Annotated in this window: 21 protein-coding genes; 13 read left to right on the forward strand and 8 right to left on the reverse strand. The window is 54.3% G+C overall.

All coding sequences use genetic code 11. From position 1 onward, the window contains the following. Window positions 1–37 precede the first annotated feature (37 nt). Window positions 38–625, forward strand: a complete 588-nt coding sequence (locus IZU99_04040) for a single-stranded DNA-binding protein (GenBank protein ID UOO38737.1) — start codon at window positions 38–40, stop codon at window positions 623–625. 49 nt (window positions 626–674) lie between these two features. Here IZU99_04040 and IZU99_04045 read toward each other — a convergent pair whose 3' ends face one another. The 3 genes from IZU99_04045 to typA form a co-directional block, all read right to left on the reverse strand. Further along, window positions 675–1,565, reverse strand: a complete 891-nt coding sequence (locus tag IZU99_04045; protein ID UOO38432.1) for a radical SAM protein — start codon at window positions 1,563–1,565, stop codon at window positions 675–677. Between the two features lie 71 nt (window positions 1,566–1,636). After that, window positions 1,637–2,794, reverse strand: a complete 1,158-nt coding sequence (locus tag IZU99_04050) for a GGDEF domain-containing protein (GenBank protein ID UOO38433.1) — start codon at window positions 2,792–2,794, stop codon at window positions 1,637–1,639. A 96-nt stretch (window positions 2,795–2,890) separates the two neighbouring features. Further along, complete coding sequence (gene typA / locus IZU99_04055) at window positions 2,891–4,723, reverse strand: translational GTPase TypA (protein UOO38738.1); 1,833 nt, start codon at window positions 4,721–4,723, stop codon at window positions 2,891–2,893. Window positions 4,724–4,893: 170 nt separating this feature from the next. Between typA and IZU99_04060 the strand changes: the two genes are divergently transcribed. The 12 genes from IZU99_04060 to IZU99_04115 all read left to right on the forward strand — a co-directional run bounded on the left by IZU99_04060 (window position 4,894) and on the right by IZU99_04115 (window position 15,610). After that, window positions 4,894–5,436 (forward strand): NUDIX hydrolase, encoded by a 543-nt coding sequence (locus IZU99_04060; GenBank protein UOO38434.1) that lies wholly within the window; start codon window positions 4,894–4,896, stop codon window positions 5,434–5,436. 15 nt (window positions 5,437–5,451) lie between these two features. Next, window positions 5,452–6,132, forward strand: a complete 681-nt coding sequence (locus IZU99_04065; GenBank protein ID UOO38435.1) for a response regulator transcription factor — start codon at window positions 5,452–5,454, stop codon at window positions 6,130–6,132. A 57-nt stretch (window positions 6,133–6,189) separates the two neighbouring features. Next, window positions 6,190–7,659 carry a HAMP domain-containing protein gene (locus IZU99_04070; protein UOO38436.1) on the forward strand — a complete coding sequence of 490 codons (1,470 nt, stop codon included), beginning with the start codon at window positions 6,190–6,192 and terminating at the stop codon, window positions 7,657–7,659. After that, window positions 7,649–8,935 carry a hypothetical protein gene (locus IZU99_04075; protein UOO38437.1) on the forward strand — a complete coding sequence of 429 codons (1,287 nt, stop codon included), beginning with the start codon at window positions 7,649–7,651 and terminating at the stop codon, window positions 8,933–8,935. The genes IZU99_04070 and IZU99_04075 overlap by 11 nt, the downstream gene beginning before the upstream one ends. A 16-nt stretch (window positions 8,936–8,951) precedes the next feature. Beyond that, the gene (locus IZU99_04080) at window positions 8,952–9,776 is read left to right on the forward strand and encodes a hypothetical protein (protein UOO38438.1); all 825 of its coding nucleotides are present in this window, start codon (window positions 8,952–8,954) and stop codon (window positions 9,774–9,776) included. Between the two features lie 175 nt (window positions 9,777–9,951). After that, window positions 9,952–11,250 (forward strand): UDP-N-acetylglucosamine 1-carboxyvinyltransferase, encoded by a 1,299-nt coding sequence (locus IZU99_04085; protein ID UOO38439.1) that lies wholly within the window; start codon window positions 9,952–9,954, stop codon window positions 11,248–11,250. 99 nt (window positions 11,251–11,349) lie between these two features. Continuing rightward, the gene (locus tag IZU99_04090; protein UOO38440.1) at window positions 11,350–12,135 is read left to right on the forward strand and encodes an MBL fold metallo-hydrolase; all 786 of its coding nucleotides are present in this window, start codon (window positions 11,350–11,352) and stop codon (window positions 12,133–12,135) included. Window positions 12,136–12,147: 12 nt separating this feature from the next. Next, window positions 12,148–12,630: a 23S rRNA (pseudouridine(1915)-N(3))-methyltransferase RlmH gene (rlmH, locus tag IZU99_04095; GenBank protein UOO38441.1), complete on the forward strand. Its 483-nt coding sequence runs from the start codon at window positions 12,148–12,150 to the stop codon at window positions 12,628–12,630. Window positions 12,631–12,670: 40 nt separating this feature from the next. Further along, window positions 12,671–13,051 (forward strand): VOC family protein, encoded by a 381-nt coding sequence (locus IZU99_04100; protein ID UOO38442.1) that lies wholly within the window; start codon window positions 12,671–12,673, stop codon window positions 13,049–13,051. 39 nt (window positions 13,052–13,090) lie between these two features. Next, a complete protein-coding gene (locus IZU99_04105; protein ID UOO38443.1) occupies window positions 13,091–13,501 on the forward strand; it encodes an SRPBCC domain-containing protein in 411 nt (136 codons plus the stop codon). Window positions 13,502–13,542: 41 nt separating this feature from the next. Beyond that, window positions 13,543–13,881, forward strand: a complete 339-nt coding sequence (locus IZU99_04110) for a hypothetical protein (GenBank protein UOO38444.1) — start codon at window positions 13,543–13,545, stop codon at window positions 13,879–13,881. A gap of 1 nt (window position 13,882) precedes the next feature. Next, window positions 13,883–15,610: a phospho-sugar mutase gene (locus tag IZU99_04115; protein ID UOO38445.1), complete on the forward strand. Its 1,728-nt coding sequence runs from the start codon at window positions 13,883–13,885 to the stop codon at window positions 15,608–15,610. Window positions 15,611–15,746: 136 nt separating this feature from the next. On the opposite strand, the gene IZU99_04120 is transcribed toward IZU99_04115, so the two are convergent. The 5 genes from IZU99_04120 to IZU99_04140 all read right to left on the reverse strand — a co-directional run bounded on the left by IZU99_04120 (window position 15,747) and on the right by IZU99_04140 (window position 19,615). Beyond that, on the reverse strand, window positions 15,747–16,706 hold the full coding sequence (locus tag IZU99_04120; protein ID UOO38446.1) for a DUF4097 family beta strand repeat protein: 960 nt from the start codon (window positions 16,704–16,706) through the stop codon (window positions 15,747–15,749). Between the two features lie 10 nt (window positions 16,707–16,716). Further along, window positions 16,717–17,370: a hypothetical protein gene (locus tag IZU99_04125; GenBank protein UOO38447.1), complete on the reverse strand. Its 654-nt coding sequence runs from the start codon at window positions 17,368–17,370 to the stop codon at window positions 16,717–16,719. Window positions 17,371–17,372: 2 nt separating this feature from the next. Beyond that, entirely contained in the window at window positions 17,373–17,708 is a 336-nt protein-coding gene (locus IZU99_04130) for a helix-turn-helix transcriptional regulator (protein UOO38448.1), read from the reverse strand. A gap of 187 nt (window positions 17,709–17,895) precedes the next feature. Beyond that, a complete protein-coding gene (locus tag IZU99_04135) occupies window positions 17,896–18,651 on the reverse strand; it encodes an ABC transporter permease (protein UOO38449.1) in 756 nt (251 codons plus the stop codon). Further along, window positions 18,635–19,615 carry an ATP-binding cassette domain-containing protein gene (locus IZU99_04140; GenBank protein UOO38450.1) on the reverse strand — a complete coding sequence of 327 codons (981 nt, stop codon included), beginning with the start codon at window positions 19,613–19,615 and terminating at the stop codon, window positions 18,635–18,637. The genes IZU99_04135 and IZU99_04140 overlap by 17 nt, the downstream gene beginning before the upstream one ends. Between the last annotated feature and the right edge of the window lie 206 nt (window positions 19,616–19,821).

Genomic DNA, 19,821 nt, shown 5'->3' on the forward strand with positions numbered 1-19,821 from the left:
GTTTCTCACGGCTGAAGGGGTGGCAGATTTGGAAGGGATGAATAATGTTGTCCAACTGTGCGGTTCGGTTGGAGACCGGCCAAAGTTTTCCCATCAGGGTGGCAGCGATAACTATTTTTCATTTCCACTCGAAGTCGAACGTCTCTCCGGCTATGTCGATACGATCAACGTGATCGTCCGGCAGGACCTGCTGGAGACCCTTGAAGTTGACGGCGGCAGCCATCTGGCCGTTTTCGGAGAGCTGCGCTCGTTCAACAATAAGCGCGGTGACGGTAGCCGGCTTGTCATCAGTGTTCTGGCCAAGGAGCTAACGTTCACCGACGACGAGGACACGAACACCGTGGCGCTCACGGGCGTTCTCTGCAAGCGCCCGAACCTGCGTAAAACGCCGATGGGGCGGCAGATCTGCGATTTGATGCTCGCCGTCAACAGGCGTTACGGCCGCAGTGACTATCTGCCGTGCATTGCCTGGGGGCGGCTGGCCGAAAAAACGGCCGACCTAAAGGTCGGCGCACCGCTTACCCTTGAAGGGCGCATTCAAAGCCGGACTTACATAAAAACGGAAAACAACATTCAAAATGAGCGGACGGCCTTCGAGGTGTCAATCGTCACCATCGTGCCATAACGCACCGAACATCCTAGTGCTTTGTCAGGGCGGATTTTATCCGCCCTTTTTATACGCCGCTTAAATCAAAATTCGGTGTGTATTCTTCTTTTGCCGAAGACAGCTCCTGAAAAAAGCCGTCCTCAATGCCGGAGGATTCTAAATATGACGTTGCCGCCGCGTACTCTTCGGGCGTTAGGCGTCTCAAAAGCTCCGGGAATTTTTCAAGATTGGAGATCGGTGTATACTGGCTCATCAGGGAAAACAAGACGTCGCCGTGATGGAACGTCTCCGAGACCCAGTCGATCACGCGATGTGTGTTGTCCAGCTGACCCGGCAGGACAAGATGGCGGATGATGACGCCGCTTTTCAATAACCCGTCATCACCCACGACATATGGGCCCGTCTGGCGGAACATTTCTGCAATGGCGCGTTTGGCCGTCTCAGGATAATCAGCCGCGCCGGAATAGCGCGCCGCCGGGGCGGTGAGGGCATATTTAAAGTCCGGCAGATAGATTTGAATTTTGCTGTCAAACCGCCGGAGCGTCGAAACGCTGTCATATCCACCCGAATTCCAAACGACAGGGACAGGCAGGGAGGATGCGAGGGATGCGAAGACAGCCTCGGCAAAATGCGTGGGGTTGACGAGATTGATGTTGTGCGCGCCCGTTGCAATCAGTTCCTCATAGATTTGACGCAGCCGCGCTATGGAAACCGGTTTGCCGAACCCGCCAAGACTGATGGCGCTGTTCTGGCAGTAGACGCAGCCGAGAGCGCACCCGGAGAAGAAAACGGCACCGGAGCCGTTTGTGCCGCTCAGGCACGGCTCCTCCCAAAAATGCAGCATAGCCTTTGCCACGACGGGGCGTCTGCCCATACGGCAGGCGCCGTCACCGCGCTCATCTTGGCGTTCGGCGTCGCAGCGCCGCGGGCAGACCGCGCATTTCTGACGCAATTTCATTTTAAACACCTATCAGAATATTTTGTATCGCAATAACAAAGGTCATACGCGCGGCGTATGACCTTTGTTGCTTAAGGCAGCTGCAGCTCCAACTGGTGCATACTGCTTTTGTTTGCGCGCTTGTTCTCATACATGAGGTTGTCGACATGAATCTGAAACGCTTCGGCGCTTAATCGGGAGCGGTAATTGTAGACGGCGTAGCCCATACTGACGCCGATCTTGAATGGCGCGCAACTGGGTTCATTGTACTGCTCAAAACAGCGCTTGAGCCGCCCGACGATGGCTTCAAGCTCCTCCATGTCGGAAAGGTCGAGAATCACATAGAACTCGTCCCCGCCATACCGCGCGACAAAATCGTTCGAGCGGAGGCAGCTGCGGAGCAGGTCCGCGGTGGCTGCGAGAACACGGTCGCCCGTGTTGTGGCCATACGTGTCGTTAATATACTTAAAATTGTCAAGATCGAGAAGAATGGCAGAAAAAGTGCGGTTCTCGGTACTGGCGCTGATTTTTTGCCTGATGTAGAATTCAAGGCCCTTGCGGTTATAGGTCCCTGTCAGAAAATCTGTATTCAGCCGGTCGTTTTGAATCGTGGCAAACGCAATGAGAATGGATAAAGCAGCCCCATTAAGGATGAGAGACGTCCCGTAATAAATCAGCTGAAGAACAATGCCGCTGAGCGGGAGGAGCGGGAGAAGCAGCAGCGATATCAGGTGCTTTCGTTCAATATTTTTATAATTGGCGATCACATAGATAAAAGACAAAACCATTAAGATGGCCGTTACCGTTACGGGCAGCCAGAAAAGCGGACCCCGTTGATAAATATTACCCGCGTCAATCGTGTAATACCAACCGAAAAACTGTGAGAAAACGAGAAGTACCGCGTTGACGGCGATAATGCCGGTGAGAACAGCTGCCCACTGCCGGATTTTTAATTTTTCGTCGTTAATCTGACTGTAGACATAGAGAAGCCAAAGCGACGGCATAACAGGCGCGAAGAGAAAAACAAGGAAATTTCCCGCATAGTTGGCGACCACATAAATGGTGCCCGGGTACCCGTCAAACCGGCTGAGAACATCCAATGAGAGCAGGACAATTGTCAGCTGGAGCATCATCATAAAGAGTTTTTGCTGGAGCAGCTCTTTTTCCGTGCTCATTTTGGCGTGAAAATAGATGATGACAAGCACGGCCAAGGAATAGAAGTTTAAAATTAAATTCGTTGTAAAGCTCAAACAATCACCCTCTTGGCCTTACTAGGGGTTTAGAGCACTATAGCATAAAACGTATGAATTTTCAAGCGTTTCAGGCAAAATTCGGGGCAAACGCCGCTAGCTTTTAACACCCTTCAGCGCCTTCATACGCAGGCTGTGGTCAAGAATGCTCTTGCGCAGGCGCAGATTCTGCGGTGTGACTTCCAAAAGCTCGTCGTCGGCGATGAACTCCAGGCACTGCTCTAAGCTCATAATCTTTGGCGGAATGAGGCGCAGCGCGTCGTCACTGCCTGATGCGCGCATGTTTGTCAGCTGCTTTTTCTTGCAGACGTTGACGGACATATCCTCTGCCTTTGGCGAAACGCCGACAATCATCCCCGCGTAGACAGGCGTACCGGCGCCTATGAAAAGCGTGCCGCGCTCCTGCGCGCCGTACAGGCCGTAGGTGACGGCCTCGCCCGTTTCAAAAGCGATGAGCGAACCGGTATTGCGCCTGCTGATATCGCCCTTGAAAGGCTCGTACCGCTCAAAGAGGGAACTGAGAATCCCCTCGCCGCGCGTGTCGGTCAAAAACTCGTTTCGGTAACCGAACAGCCCGCGCGACGGGACAAGAAACTGAAGCTTCATGCGGTTGCCGACGGGCGTCATCTCCAAGAGGTCGCCGCGCCGCGCGCCAAGCTTTTCGATGACAGCCCCGACGCCCGTTTCCGGCACATCGACGACGACGCGCTCGACAGGCTCGTGCAGAACGCCGTCAATTTCTTTGTATAACACACGCGGCGGAGAGACCTGGAACTCATATCCCTCGCGGCGCATGGTCTCAATCAGGATTGAAAAGTGCATTTCGCCGCGCCCGGCGACGTTGAAGCTGTCGCTGTTATCGATTTCGGCAACGCGCAGGGAGACATCCTTGAGCGTCTCCTTTGTCAGCCGGTCGCGGATGTTGCGCGTTGTGACAAATTTGCCCTCGCGCCCGGCAAAAGGACTGTCGTTGACGGAGAAGGTCATTTCCATTGTCGGCGCGGAGATTTTGACAAATGGCAGCGGCTCGATGGCAGCGGTGTCACAAATCGTATCACCGATGGTAATATCGGCAATCCCCGATAAGGCGATGATGTTCCCGGCGGACGACGCCGTCACTGGTGTGCGGCTTAAACCGTCAAATTCGTAGATGGTGACGGCCTTTGCTTTTTTGACGGGCTTTTCACCGTGCGCGTCACAAACGGCGATTTCCTGATTCTGGCGGATGACGCCGCGCTCAATGCGCCCGATCGCAATCCGCCCGACATACTCGTTGTAGTCAACGGACGAGACAAGCAGCTGTAGCGGCGCGTTATCGTCTGTCTCTGGCGCGGGGATATACCCAACAATTGTTTCAAACAACGGTCTGAGATCGGTGCCGAGCTGCTCTGGCGCGTAAGAGGCGATGCCCTGACGTGCCGAGCAAAAGAGCATAGGGGAGTCAAGCTGCTCCTCCGTCGCGTCAAGATCGAGCAAAAGCTCCAAAACCTCGTCAATGACCTCGCCGATGCGCGCGTCCGGCCTGTCGATTTTGTTGACAACGACGATGACGCGGTGGCCGAGCTCCAGCGCCCGCTGCAGAACAAAGCGCGTTTGCGGCATCGGGCCTTCCGCCGCGTCTACGAGTAAAATAACGCCGTTGACCATTTTTAAAATACGCTCCACCTCGCCGCCAAAGTCGGCGTGGCCGGGCGTATCGACGATGTTAATTTTTGTGTCGTCATAGACGACGGCCGTGTTTTTGGCGAGGATGGTGATACCGCGCTCGCGTTCGAGGTCGTTTGAATCCATCACGCGCTCCGCGACGGCCTGATTTTCACGGAAAACGCCGGACTGCTTGAGCATCTCGTCAACAAGCGTCGTTTTGCCGTGGTCAACATGGGCGATGATCGCCACATTTCTCAATTGTTTCAACTTTACAACTCCAATGCAATCAATGAACAATCATTATAGCATGTACTCAAGGTAAATTGCAAACGAATTGCCGCTTTTATCATGATATTGGCTTATCACGAAAAACGGGCTACCAAAAAGGGTCGTTTTAGTATATAATGTTGAAAAAATCTGCCCGGCGCCGGTCGGGCGAGTGGGGTAGCGCCATGAATTTTTTTGAGGAGCCGATATCGTCAAAAACCGTTTTTCAGGGGCGCATCGTGAGCGTCCGGGACGATATGGCCCGGCTGCAAAACGGTAAGGAAGCCCACCGGGAGGTCGTCGAGCATCCGGGCGGCGTTGCTATTGTACCGCTCCTGCAAGACAACGGTGTGCTCATGGTGCGCCAATACCGCTACTGTATGAGCGAAGAGCTGCTTGAAATACCGGCCGGGAAGCTGGAATATGGCGAAGACCCGCTTGAGTGTGCCATCCGAGAGCTGTCGGAGGAGACGGGCTGTCAGGCTGAAAAGATGATCTATTTCGGGCCGATATATCCGTCACCCGGTTTTTCGCAAGAGATTTTGCACATCTATCTGGCGACGGGGCTTGTCCGTGGCGAAATGCACCTAGATGAAGACGAGTTTCTCAGCGTCGAGACCATCGCGCTGGAGGCGCTTATTGCTCAAATCATGGCCGGAGCGATCAAAGACGCCAAAACAATCATCGGCCTGATGAAGACAAAGCAATTTCTCGAGCAGTTATCTTAAAAAGGGGCGTTGGCTTTGAGCAAGACAATTCTCGTTGTCGACGATGAAAAGAATATTGTCGACATTATCAGTTTCAATCTCAAAAAAGAAGGCTATGACATTTTGACGGCGTTTGACGGGGAAAAAGCGCTCCAGCTTTGCAGCGAGGCCGCGCCCGACCTCATTTTGTTGGATGTCATGCTGCCCCGCCTGAACGGTTTTGAGGTCTGTTCAGCCATTCGAAAAACGGATTATAAAACGCCCATCATCATGCTGACGGCACGCGAGGAGGAGACGGACAAGGTTCTCGGCCTTGAGCTCGGCGCGGATGACTATATCACGAAGCCGTTTTCAATGCGCGAGGTTTTAGCCCGTGTCAAAGCCAATATCAGAAGGACGGGCCAGAGCGCCCCGCCGGAAACGGTGAAAGAGGTTGGCATCGTCGTTGACGTGGAGCGGTATGACGTCTATGTGAGCGGCCGGAGCGCCGAACTCACGCAGCGCGAGTTTGAACTTTTCCGATTTTTGTACGCCGAGCCGGGCAAGGTTTACTCGCGGGAGGAGCTTTTGCACGAAGTTTGGCAATACGATTACCTCGGAGACCTCCGCGCTGTCGATGTCGCCGTCCGGCGGCTTCGCGAAAAAATCGAAAAGGACGCGGCAAAGCCCGAGTACATCATGACAAAGCGCGGCGTCGGCTACTATTACGGCGGCTGACGGCGTGTATCCATAAAACGTGAGAATTTAAAACAAATCCGGTACGCCGGTTAAAGGATGGAGAGAGGACACTTGAGCAAAAGCCTGAGATGGAAATTCGTCACAATTATGTTGATTCTCATTTTGCTGCTCATGACGGTCGTCTGTGTCTTTCTCATTCAGGGCGTCCAGCGCTTTTACACCGACGAGTTTTTCAAGCAGATGGAAGCTTTTTTTGCCGACGGTGACACGTACACAGCCCTCCGCGATACGCTCGGCGAGGAAAACCCTGCCGAGAAGCTTCAAGCGCTGCTTGACGCCTACAAAGGGCAGCTCGGCATCGACACCGAGACGCGGAATTACTACATCCTTGACGGCACCACTGGGGCGCTTGTCGCGCGATCGGACGTGCGCCAAAGCATGCCGGTCGAAATAACGCCCAATATTCTCAAAGCGTTAAACGGCAGCACCACCTTCACGGGCGATTCCAACGCGTCGTTTATGGATGTGGCGGTGCCCATCGCCTCCGACGATGGCGCCGTTCAATACATCATTTATATTCGGGATAACAAGCAGACCGTCCATGACCTCAACGGGGAGATTGTCACGCTCATCGTCGAGGCTGTCAGCATTGGGCTTGTGATATCCGTGGCGCTCAGCTTTATCCTGTCGAAAACGCTGCTGCAGCCTATTATCGGTATGACGAAAGCGGCCGAGGCACTGGCGGGCGGCGATTTTTCAAAAAAACTGACGGTTGAGTCCGGCGACGAGATCGGTATCCTCGCCGACACCTTCAACAATATGGCCTCGCAGCTTAAAACGACGCTGGAGGAAATCAAAAAGTCCGAAACGCTCCGGCGGGAATTTGTGGCCAATGTCTCACATGAGCTGCGCACACCGCTGACGAGTATCCGCAGCTATGCCGAGACGCTGACGGACTGCCCCGATATGCCGGCGGAAATGGAGTCAGACTTTCTGCACGTGATTTTAAATGAAAGCGACCGCATGACAAAAATCGTGCAGGACCTTCTGGAATTATCGCGCTTTGATGCGGGCAGCAGCACCTTCACTTTTGAAGAATTCTCGCTGGAGCGGTCGGTCTTGAATGTTTATGACGCGGTTGCGCTGGAAGCCGCCCGGCGCGGTCACGTGGTGCAGCTCGAGCTCAACGGGCAACTGCCGGACATCACGGGCGACAGGGCGCGCATTGAGCAGGTGCTTATCAACATTCTGACAAACGCTTTGAAATACACACCCGACGGCGGGACAATTACCGTGTCAAGCGGCCGGTCTGAAAGCAGCGTTTGGGTCAGTATCCATGACACGGGTATCGGCATTCCGGCGGACGATATACCGCGCATTTTCGACCGATTTTACCGCGTCGATAAGGCGCGCTCCAGAGAGTCCGGCGGGACAGGGCTCGGCCTGTCGATTGCGCGGGAGATTGTTGTGCGCCACGGCGGCGATATCACGATTGACAGCGCCGCGGGTCACGGAACGACGGTGACGGTGACGCTGCCGATTCAGGGAACAAGCTGTGAAGCGTAAGGGAAGTCGAACGGAAAAAATTAAAAACGCCGTCATCGTGTTCTTGCTTTTCTCGGCCGTCACGCTGGGCTGGGAGTCAAACCTCTTCGGCAACACGTCCGGCGGTCTGGCAGACGATGTGTCATCGCTAATGGGCTTTCTTTTCGGCGGGGAACACGGTGCCGGGCGCGCTGATAAGACAACGGAGGCGGCAAAACCCGTCATCATTGCCGTAACCGATCAATCGGGTGTGCGCACGGGCGTTCAGTATGATTTAAACGCCATCGGCGCGCTTTATGAAAAATCATCAGGCATTGTGACGGCGGCATTTGCCGCATCAGCAAAATCAAAACCGTCCGAAATATCGGTTTCTGACTGGCAGTCGGCGCTTAAAGCCCCCGGCCTTTATTACGAATATCTTTCGCCGATCAAACTCACCGTACTTGACGACTGGTTCGGCGCAGATATGTCTGGTACATGGGATGGGGTTACTGTCCGCCGCCTTTGTGTCGCCGAAGTCGGCGGCAAAAGCCGCCTGTATATTGAAGACAGCGGGACGGGCAGATTCTTTTCAAGTGATGTTGACAGTTTCAACATCACGTCTCTCGCCGCTGCCGCCGGGGGAAGCAATGCCGTCTTTGCCTTTGAGACGCTTGGCGCCAATACAAGCAGTCTGTACCAGCTTTTGTTCGTTGACAGCTCAGCCCATCCGTCCGTGGCGGTTTCAAATCCGCTGACGGATGACAACGCGCTTGCCGGTGTCCTCACAGCGCTTGGTGCCGGTACGCATGCCACGCCGAGTTATCAGGAATCCGATGGCACGCAGGTGTACGTGGAAAACGATTTTACCATCCGTGTGATGGCGGCTGGGACCATTCAGTACAAGCGCGTGTATAAAAATACGTCGGCAGCACTGGCGGCGGGCGACAGTGCCGTTATTGAAAAAGCGCGCGCCATCGTCGCTGAGACAGTCGGCGGGCACAGCGGAGACGCCGCCGTCTATTTCGATGCCTTGCAGCGGCGTGACGACGGCTCTTTTGAGGTGACGTTTAATTATATCGTGGCCGGTGGTATCGTCAGATTATCGAAAAACGGCTATGCCGCCGATGTGATTGTTAAAAACGGCGTGATCGAGGAGATGACGCTCCGTTTCAAAAATTTTCAGGTCACAGACAAGCGGGTTGAACTGATGCCGGAAAAGCAGGCAGCCGCGGCGGCGGGCGGTGAATTCGTTCTGTGCTATACCGACAGCGGGGAATATACGCTTGAACCGGCGTGGATAGCGCTGCATTCTTGATTGGCGGGAGAAAAACGTGAAAATCACGAATATCAAAAACGTTATCATCGCATCGCTTCTGATTTTGAATGTCTTTTTTCTGGCCTTTTACCTGCTGCATCTCTTGGAAGACAGGCAAAGCCGGGAAGATCAGCATCAGGCGCTTGAAGCACTTGTGAAAAAAAACGGGCTGGCGCTTGATGTCGCGGGTCTTGAAGAAGGCGGTGTGCTGCACACGTTGAAAACGAGCCGAGATACAGCCGGTGAAGCGGCGATGGCCAAAGCGCTTTTGGGCGAAACGGCCGTACAGGAGCAGGGCGGCAGCGTCACATACAGCGGCCAAAACGGGCAGGCTGTTTTCAATAACGGCGGCGATTTTAATGTGACGTTCCAGGCTGGCGTTGTCCGTGCCGATGCGGGCAAGGCTGTCATTATGATACAAAAACTTCTGAAAACTCTGGATATTGAGACATCTTCTTTAGAAGCTGCGTCGGATGGCGGAAAGGATATTGTGACGGCCGTCTGCGCTTATCAGGGGACGCCGATTGTAAACTGCCGTCTGATTTTCACATTTCAAAACGGCAGTCTTGCGTCACTCAGCGGTAAACGTGTTTACGCGCTTTCAGAGACCGATGAGAAAACAGATATGACAGCCGCGTCAACAGCCGTCACAGTGCTGCTTAACGCTGTCAAGACCGGCCGGGTGACCTGTACGAAAATTTTGGCCGCCCAGCCGCGCTATCTGCTGATTGCCTCTTCGGCCTATGGCGACGCCACCGTCCGCCCGATCTGGCAGCTGACGACGGACACCGGCGTGTATCTCTATGACACGCAGACGGGAAACCTCGAACCGGCCGCCTGACGGTCATCCCAGCGCGTATTATTGGCTAATAAGCAGTTTTTGTAAAATATTTTGTGCAATTTTGTAAAATCGTTTAATCTTGCAAAAAAATATTCCATATAGTATAATTGGGCGAAAAAACGTTCATAATCGGGTAATACTGTAAACGAAGATTTATCGTTGAGAGGGTGAGCCTGTGACAAAATACATCATTAACGGCGGGAAACCGCTGAATGGTGAAGTGATCATCAGCGGCGCAAAAAATGCCGCTGTTGCAATTATTCCCGCGGCCCTGATGGTCGACGGTGTCTGCCGTATCGAGAACATTCCGCAGATTTCGGATGTGACGATGCTGCTGAACATTTTAAAGCAGATGGGCGCTGAAATCAGAACGGTCAACAGGCACACGATGGATATCGACTGCACAGGCATCAAAACCCATGAGGCGACATTCGACATGATGCGCCGCATTCGTGCGTCATACTATCTGCTGGGGGCGCTTTTGGGCCGGTTCGGCAGGGCGAGCGTTGCCATGCCGGGCGGCTGCAACTTTGGCGGCGTGCGGCCGATTGACCAGCACGTCAAGGGTTTTACGGCAATGGGCGCAACGTTTGACGTTAAAAACGGCATTGTCAACGCGGAAACGCCCGGCACACTGACGGGCGCGTCTGTCTATCTTGACGTTGTCTCTGTCGGCGCCACGATCAATATCATGCTGGCAGCCGCTTTGGCCGAGGGCAGAACCGTTATTGAAAACGCCGCGCGCGAGCCGCACATCGTCGATCTGGCTAACTTTTTAAACTCGATGGGGGCCGATGTCCGCGGCGCCGGTACAAACGTCATCAAAATTAAGGGTGTCAAAAGGCTCACGGGCGGCTTTTACTCCATTATTCCCGATCAGATTGAAGCGGGAACCTACATGGCCGCCGCTGCCGGGGCGGGCGGCTGCGTCACCATCAAAAACGTCATCCCGAAGCACTTGGAGTGTATTTCCGGCAAGCTGCGTGAAATGGGCGTCGAGGTCACCGACCTTGAAGATGCCGTTGTGATCAGCCGGTCATCCCCACTCTTGAAAACGAATATTAAAACGCAGCCGTATCCCGGCTTTCCGACGGATATGCAGCCTCAGATGGCAACCCTCTTGTGTTTGGCCGACGGGACAAGCGTTGTCACGGAAGGCGTTTGGGATAACCGGTATAAATATGTTGACGAGCTGGCAAAAATGGGCTGCCAGATTCAGGTCAACGGCAGAACGGCCGTTATAGAGGGTGTTGCCGGTATGACGGGTGCGCCAGTCAAAGCCAGCGATTTGCGCGCCGGGGCGGCGCTCGTCATCGCGGGCCTGTGCGCCAGCGGCACGACAGAGGTAGAAGGCGTCAGTTACATTGAGCGCGGCTATGAAGATATTGTTGAAAAGCTCCAGGCACTTGGGGCGGAAATCACCTGTGTCGAGCTGCCGGACGAAGCCGACGTCGGTGACCGTGAAGCCGTCTAGCGCAAATGGCCGCTGAATGACGGAACAGCCTTAAATATGTTCAGGCGGGGGTATCGCCCCCGCCGCTTAGATTATTAACGGTTTTTGAGGTGATACAACTTGACGGTCTGCACACTGGCCAGCTCGTCGTCCGGTAACTGCACGCTTGTCTCACACGGCGGGGTGCATGTGCTTATCGACATTGGCATATCGCTGCGGCGCATCACCGCAGCACTCAAGCAACTCGGACTGACGCCCGGCGACTTGTCGGGCGTTTTGCTGACGCATGAGCATGCCGACCATATCAGCGGCCTGGGGATGCTTGTCAAACACCATCAAACGCGGTTTTATGCGTCAAACGGCGTGGCACAGGCGCTTTGTGAAATTGTCCCCGGCGCATCAAGCTGCCTTGTGCCATTTATCGCCGGGACAGAGTTTTCGCTGGGCGACCTGCTCGTAACAAGTTTTGTCACCCCGCACGACACGCCGGAAAGCGTCGGCTACCGGATTGACTCCGGCCGCTCAACGCTGGCGTTCGTCACAGACATCGGCTGTGTGACACAGCCGATATTAAACGCGGTGCTCGGTGCCGACGTTGCCGTTATCGAAGCCAACCACGATGTTAACATGCTTAAAAACGGCGCGTATCCGCCGTATTTGAAACGGCGCATTTTGTCCGAGCGCGGCCATCTCTCCAATGCCGACAGCGGGCTTTTTGCCCAGAGGCTTGCTAAATCGGGCACGAGAAAGCTGATTCTGGCACACTTGAGCCGCGAAAACAACACCCCGCATCTGGCCCTTGAGACGGTCGGCACAGCCCTTATGGCGGCCGGTGCGTCCGTCGGCGGAGACGTGCTGCTGGAGGCGGCCCCAGCCGACCAGCCGGGCAGGATTTACATAGTATAGCCGGAGACAAAAATGATTCACATCAGGCTCATCTGCGTCGGAAAACTTAAGGAAAAGTTTTATATTGACGCTGTCAGCGAATACGAAAAGCGCCTGTCTGCTTACTGTCGCCTTGAGACGGTGGCGCTTTTAGAGGCGCGCCTGCCCGACAGGCCGTCCGAAGCAGAGGTTGAAGCGGCGCTGCGCGCGGAAGCCGAGGGTATCCTGTCAAAGCTGTGGAAGGGTGCCGCTGTCGTGGCGCTGTGCATCGAGGGCGCAGAGCAGGACAGCGGGGACGTTGCCCGGCTTTTGGACAAATACGCAAGCAGCGGCGTTTCGCGCCTGTGTTTTGTGATCGGCGGCTCAAACGGCCTGCATGCATCGGTCAAAGCGCGTGCGGATATTAAACTTTCCATGTCGCGTATGACATTTCCGCATCATCTTGCGCGCGTCATGCTGCTCGAGCAGCTCTACCGCGGCTTTAAAATCCTCGAGGGCGGTGCGTACCACAAATAGGTCATAAAACTGACATTAAAATTATTTTGGAGGGAATATAATGAATCCGTTCAGTCATGTTGATTTAAGGCTTGACAGCTTTGAAAAAGCACTGCCGTTTTATGAAGCACTCCTTCCACAACTTGGTTTCACACGTCGCTTTGACTCGCCTCTTTGGCGTGTGTTCGCGGCCGACGGCGAGCTGCCTCAAGCGGCTTATATCGCATTAACGGAGGATCCTTCTCATAAACCGAACAGTAATTTAATCGGATTTTGGGCGAAAAGTCAGGACGAAGTTGACCGGCTTGCAGGGATTGTGGACGAAGCCGGCGGAAAAATTAAAGAAGGCCCGAAGCTCTTTCCCATCAGCCCGACATATTACGCCGTGTTTTTTGAAGACCCATGCGGTAACGCCTTTGAAATTGTCCACCGGCTCAACTGAGTGCGGCAATAATAATGTGCCTTGAGATGGAGGTCAAAAATGACGGGTAAAACAAAAGCAGCCGGTTATGAAATTGGTTTGCGGAAAACCTTCCCTGTGGACAGCGTTGCTGTTTGGGCACTTCTCATGTCCGCCGACGCTGTTGCCCTCTGGCTGGGGCGCGCGTCGGACTTGACAATTGAAGAAGGGAAGACGTATCGGCTCGAGAACGGGGCAACGGGCGAGTTCCGCGTTGTCAGGCCGGGCTCGCACGTGCGCTTGGCGTATAAAACGGCTGACGCGGAAGCGGCGTCAACCATTCAGCTTCGTGTCATCGCCAAGGAGAACGGTAAAGCAACCGTCAGCTTTCATCAAGAGAAACTCGACAGCGCCGAGGCACGCGCCCATGCCGCCGAGCACTGGTCGCGCGTCATGAAGCAGCTTGAGAACTTACTCGCCGCGCAGGCCTAATGGCGCAATTGACTTATGTGTCTGAATCATCGGAGGTTTTTATGGATTTATTGGGGTTTGGCAAAAAGAAAAAAATAACGGATATCTGGCCGAAGGATGACAAGGGGGAAATGATTGCCCCGGCGTTTTTGATGCATGCCGGCGGCAGCCCTGTGGATACAGAAGTGACGCTCAGTCTTTTGGAGGCGTATGGCATACCGGCCATCTGCCAATACCCCAACAACGGCGAGTTCGGTAAGCTGATCATCGGCCACGCCGCAGGCGGCGTCGATATTTTTGTGCCCGAAACGCTGTTGGAAGACGCACAGAACATTTTAAGCGCCGACGTCGTTGATGAAAACGACGTGACGGATAAAAACGATAACGACAAGGATGCGTAAAATGGGGTATTTGGACGAGTATGTGAAATGGCTTCATAGCCCGGCGCTGACAGATGCCGAGCGCACGGAGCTTCGCGGCTATTCGGGCATAGATAAGGAGATTGAAAGCCGTTTTTTCAGCCAGCTGTCGTTCGGTACGGCCGGGCTCCGCGGCGTGATGGGCATCGGGCTGTACCGCATGAACCGATATGTCATCCGCCACGCCACACAGGCCTTTGCGGAAGTGATTTTAGAAGAAGGCGGCCAATCAGAAAATGGCGGCGTTGCCGTCTGCTATGACTGCCGCAACAACAGCCGCACTTATGCCGTGGAGGCCGCCTGCGTCATGGTGGCAAACGGTATTCCGGTTAAAATTTTTGAGTCACTGCGCCCGACGCCGGAGCTCTCCTTTGCTGTCCGCCACTACGGCCTGACGGCGGGCATCAACGTCACCGCCAGCCATAACCCTAAGGAATACAACGGCTATAAGGTCTATTGGGCTGACGGCGCCCAGCTGCCGCCGCACCACGCCGACGCCATCGCCGCAAAAATGGCGGCGTTGGATGTTTTTGCGTCGGTTAAAACGATGGATTACGATGAAGCTGTATCTCAAGGCCTGATCACCGTCATGGGTGACGAGACGGACGAGCTTTTTTTGAAAAACGTGATGGCGCAGGCAAACGACCCTGACGCCGTAAAAAAAGTTGCCGACACGTTTAAAATGGTCTACACGCCGTTTCACGGGACAGGATACCGCCTCGTACCGGAAGCGCTCCGGCGTCTCGGCATCAAAAACCTCATCTGCGTCCCGGAGCAGATGGAGCCGGACGGTAATTTTCCGACGGTGCAGTCGCCCAATCCCGAAAACGCCGAGGGCTTTCATCTGGCTGTGGCGCTTGCCAAGGACAACGGGGCAGACTTCATCCTCGGCACGGACCCGGACGCCGACCGCGTCGGCATTATGGTGCGGGACGACCATGGAGATTTCGTGACGATTTCAGGCAATCAAACAGGCGTTTTACTGCTCGATTACCTGATCGGGGCTAAGAAGCGAGCGGGCACGATGCCGAGTAAGCCCGTTGTGCTCAAGACGATCGTGACGACCGAGATGGCGCGGCGCGTCTGTCAATCAAACGGCGTTGAGTGCTTTGACACGTTTACCGGCTTTAAATTTATGGCCGAGCGCAAAAACGAGCTGGAAGCGACCGGCGCAGGGCACGTTATTTTCTCTTATGAGGAGTCTTACGGCTATATGATCGGCGATTTTGTGCGCGATAAGGACGCCGTCACAGCCTCGCTCCTTTTGACTGAAATGGCGGCATGGTACGCCGGGCAAAATATGACGCTTTATGACGCGCTTGGGGCGCTGTACCGCCAATATGGCTATTACAGCGAAAAAACACTGAATCTCATGATGCCCGGTATGGAGGGCCTCGCCGCAATGCAATCGCTCATGGCGCGCCTGCGTCAATCGCCGCCGTCGGCCATAGCAGGCATACCCGTTTCTGCCGTCAAGGATTACGACACAGGCGTCTCGTTAGATTTGAAAACCGGTAAAAAAACGCCGATGGCGCTCAAGGGGTCTAATGTGCTCCGCTTCGAGACGGCGGACGGTACCGTCATTCTCATCCGGCCGTCCGGCACAGAGCCGAAGGTTAAGGTTTACGTGATGGCCACCGGCAAAGACAGGGAAGATTGTAGCGAAAAAATCGCCAAATACGCCATCTGGGCGGAAACGCTGAAAAACTGATTCGATGACCGGCGGGGCATATCGCTTATCTGCCCAATAAAATAAAAAGATTCTTCGGGGCGGCAGCCCCTCAGAATGACGTGTCATTCTGAGCCATATGGCGAAGAATCTTTTTCAGTTTAAGAAGCTGTTGCTCTTACGCCGCCTTCAGGCGAATGTCGCCGCTGACGGTTTTAAAGGTGTACGGCGCGTTGTCAGACGTCCTGACAGGGATATCGCTGGAAAAATCGCCGGACGTACTGTCGTAGGAAACGGTGAGGTCGGCCCCTGCGGGTATTTTCACGGTGATCTCGCCGGAGGTGGACGCGCAGGACACGGTGGCGGGATTGACGCTGCTGAACACAGTCATATCGCCGGAGACGCTGTGTGTTTCAACAGACTGGAAACTGCCGGAAAGCTGCCCGTTGCCCGAGGTTGTCGTAGCGCTGAGGGCGCCGGCTGTAACGGAGTCGAGGCGCATATCGCCGGAGACAGTGTTGAGCGTGAGGGCAGAAGTTGTCATGCTTGTCACGGCGATTTCACCCGAGACGGACCGGATCTCTGCTGATCCGGCATTGAGGTCGTGGACGACGGTGTTGCCGGAGGTCTCTGTTATCTTGAGTGTCGCAGCGGTCAGGCTCTCCATCTCGAGCTCTGCGGACGTGGCGCTGACGGTCAGGTAATTGATTTTATCTGCCAGGGACGACGGGACGAAGAGCTCCAGCTTCTTTGTTGGCAGGTTGACGACAGGGCCTGGGGCGTTATACTGGACTTCGAGTGTCGTTCCGTTGATGGTGTAGGTGAGCTTTTCGCTGTCTTTGATGGCGCGTTTGGCATACTCCGTTAGCTTAATGTCGGTGCCGTCATAGGGTTTTATGACGACAACACCGGCCGTCCAGCTCACATTGAGGCTGTCGACGCCGCCCGTTGGGACGGTATACGTCCCCGCCTCGCTGTAGGGGCCGGACAATTCCTCAATCCCGCCGATCGAAAAATCAAACTTGAAACCGGTGCCGATGCCGAACAGATTACCTGTGACAAACCAAATGGCAAGCCCTGTTAAAACGGCGGCCGTTATGAGCCAGCAGATGATCGTAATAATTTTTCTTCTATTCACAGTCATCACCTCATTTTTTCATCATGAAGCCGACATTGAGAAGCGATTGCACGGCCCCACCGATAATGAAAATGACCCAGGTGATGTACCACGCGCCTGTTAAAAAGCTGATGATAAAGTACAGCGCGACAATGAGAGACCAGACGGCGCCGGAGACGGCGTCACGCAGGGCCTTTTTATCTCGTGTGTCAGACTGCCACTGCCGGAATTCTTCAACTACGGTATCTTCTTCTTTGATATACTTCGGTTTCGACATGTGGCTGAAAACTAGAAGCCCTGTCGCGCCGGCAATCAGAAGGAACATGACGACGAGACCAATCAGATAGAGTGACGGAGCGACAACGCTCAGGACAATGAGCGGGACGACGCTAAGGATGTATAGCATCACGGCAATTGCCGTGAACATCGCCGTCTTTTGGCGCTGTGCGTTTTGATCCTCCGGGTTAACGGTATCCCGCTCCAGGTCCTTCATGAGACCGCTGATGTCGCCGATGCCCGCAATAGCGATGTTATAGGCGGCCTCCGGCGTCTTGCCCTCTGAGAGCAGGTCGTTGTATTTCTCCGTGAGGTTTTGAATCATTTCTTCTTTGAGTTCAACGGCCTTGCGCGTCGGGGCGGTGTTCTGGAACAGACCGTCAATGTATCGGCGAATTTTGTCTTCCATATTTATTTGTCCTCCCACTCAATTAAGTTGTCGATCAGTTCTTTTGCCGTTTTCCAGTCTTTTAATAGACTTTTAAAGGTCTCTTTGCCGATCTCGGTGATGCGGTAATAGCGGCGGCGCGCGCCCGTCGTCTCATCGCCCCAGTAGGACTCGATACAGCCCTCCTGCTCAAGACGGCGGAAAGCGGAATAGAGTGTGGCTTCCTTCAGCTCATACCGGCCGCCCGTTTTCTGCTGGATCGCTTTGTTGATCTCATAGCCGTAGTTGTCACCGCCCATCAGCCGGGCGAGAATAATGGTGTCGGTGTGACCGCGTATGAGATCCGACGCTATGGACATAGTATCCCTCCGATGCGGTGTATTCCAAAATTGTAGCTACAACATAACACAACATACATCGCCTGTCAATGTATATTGTGAAAATAATTATAAAATAATTTTAGGTATGGCGGACGACAGAATCGGCTGAAACAAAAGGCGCCCTTCCAAAACTGGAAGGGCACCTTTGCGTAATGTTATTAAAAAGCTACGCCACAACTTTTCGGTAGACGCGTGTGGCCCACCAGAGCACGAAAGCCGTCAGCGGCACCATAATGGCGGCAGCCTCCAGAACGGTCACATTCAGAATGGAACCGGCCGTCAGCACGCGTGAGGCTTCAACAAGGTAAAACAACGGATTAAAGTGCGCAATCACCTGCAGCCACATCGGGCCGATGGTGATCGGCAGAAGAACGCCGGATAACAAGGTAATCGGCAGCTGCAGCGTTGTAATCAGCGCGGCGACACTGCCGGATGTTTTCAACAAAAGGCCGATGCTCACAGCTGTCGCGGAGATTGTCGCCGTCAAAAGGCATAGTAAAAGCAGCAGGATAACAAGCCCGGGAAGGCTTGCCGTAAAGCCGAAGAGGCAGGAGATGGAGATGAGCAGCAGCGCCGAGGCAAGGAAAATAAGCGTGTCGCGTAAGACGCTACCCATCAGTAGGGAAAAGCGGCTGGCGGGGCTGACGCGAAAACGCTCCGTCACGCCCGTCTGCAATTCGTTGACAATCGTCCACGCCTCGCCGATGCCGGAGGAAAAGGCAAAAAGCGTCAAAAGACCCGGCACAAACGTGTTCAGAACGTTCCCGCCAAGCGCCGAAGACTGCAAGCCCTTGAGCAATGGTGCAAACAGCGCGAGGTAAAGCACGGGCATCGAAAACTCCGACACGATCCAGACCGGCTCACGCAGCAGCTCCAAGAGTTTCCGGCGAAACAGCAGCCCGATTTCAGTCATGTGTTTCACAGGGCACCTCCGTTTCGGCGTCGCGCAGGCAGCGGCCTGTTTTTTTTAGAAAGACATCGTCAAGAGACGCCTGTGTGAGGGAGATGCTCTCGGCCGTGCGGTTAATTTTCTCCAGCACTGGGAAAAGCGCCTGCATCAGGGCTGGGCCTGCGTCGGTATACAGGGTAATAACGTCACCCTCGCTTCGCAAGTCCTTCACGTGGGGGAGCGCCCTGAAAAGCGATAAATCAACCCGTTTACCATCATTGAGCTTCAGCCGGACAACATCGCCTGATATGGAGCGCTTGAGGTCCTGTGGCGTCCCCTCGGCGACGATGCGCCCATCATCGATGATGCACAGGCGGTCGCATAGTGCGTCAGCCTCTTCCAGATAATGCGTCGTCAAAAATACTGTTGTCCCATGCTCGCGCAAAAGGCGGATCTGGTCCCACAGATTGGCTCTGTTTTGCAGGTCAAGCCCGGTCGTCGGTTCGTCGAGAAAAAGCACCGACGGTTTGTTAACCATTGCTAAAGCGACCTCCAGCCGCCGCCGCTGACCGCCGGAATACGTTCGGACAATGCGGCCGGAAAGGGCCGTCAAATCAAAAAGCGACAAAAGCTCATCGGCTCGCGCGCTTGCCGCGCTGCGGCGCATGCCGTAAAGCCTTGCCGCTAAAATCAAATTTTCCCGCCCGGTGGCTGGCAGGTCAGCCCCGCCCGACTGGCTGACGTAACCGATCGACTGGCGCACGTTGTTCTGCTGTGTTTTCAAGTCAAAGCCGCACACGCGCGCGCTGCCGCCGTCAATTGGGAGCAGCGTTGTAAGCATCCGAAGCGTTGTGGACTTTCCAGCGCCGTTCGGCCCCAGAAAACCGAAAATTTCCTGGTCGCGCACAGTCAGGAAGACGCCTTGCACCGCCCGGATCTCTTTGCCGCCGACGTGAAAACTCTTTTTTAAATCGCTGACTTCAATGGGATTTGTCATGCTGCGCTCCTGCCTCCTGTCGCTTGGCAAATAAAAAAAGCGGAAAACATCTGTTTCCCACAAAAACACCTTGACATTATTAGTAAATTCAGTTAAAATAAATTGCTATGCACTTAATTGGACGAACCATCCCATTAACACTTTTTTTACATTCTATCATAATTCGGCGCAAAATCAACACAGATAATTAAAATTAATTACAACGC

This window comes from Oscillospiraceae bacterium CM (assembly GCA_022870705.1).
Lineage (GTDB): Bacteria > Bacillota > Clostridia > Oscillospirales > Oscillospiraceae > Sporobacter.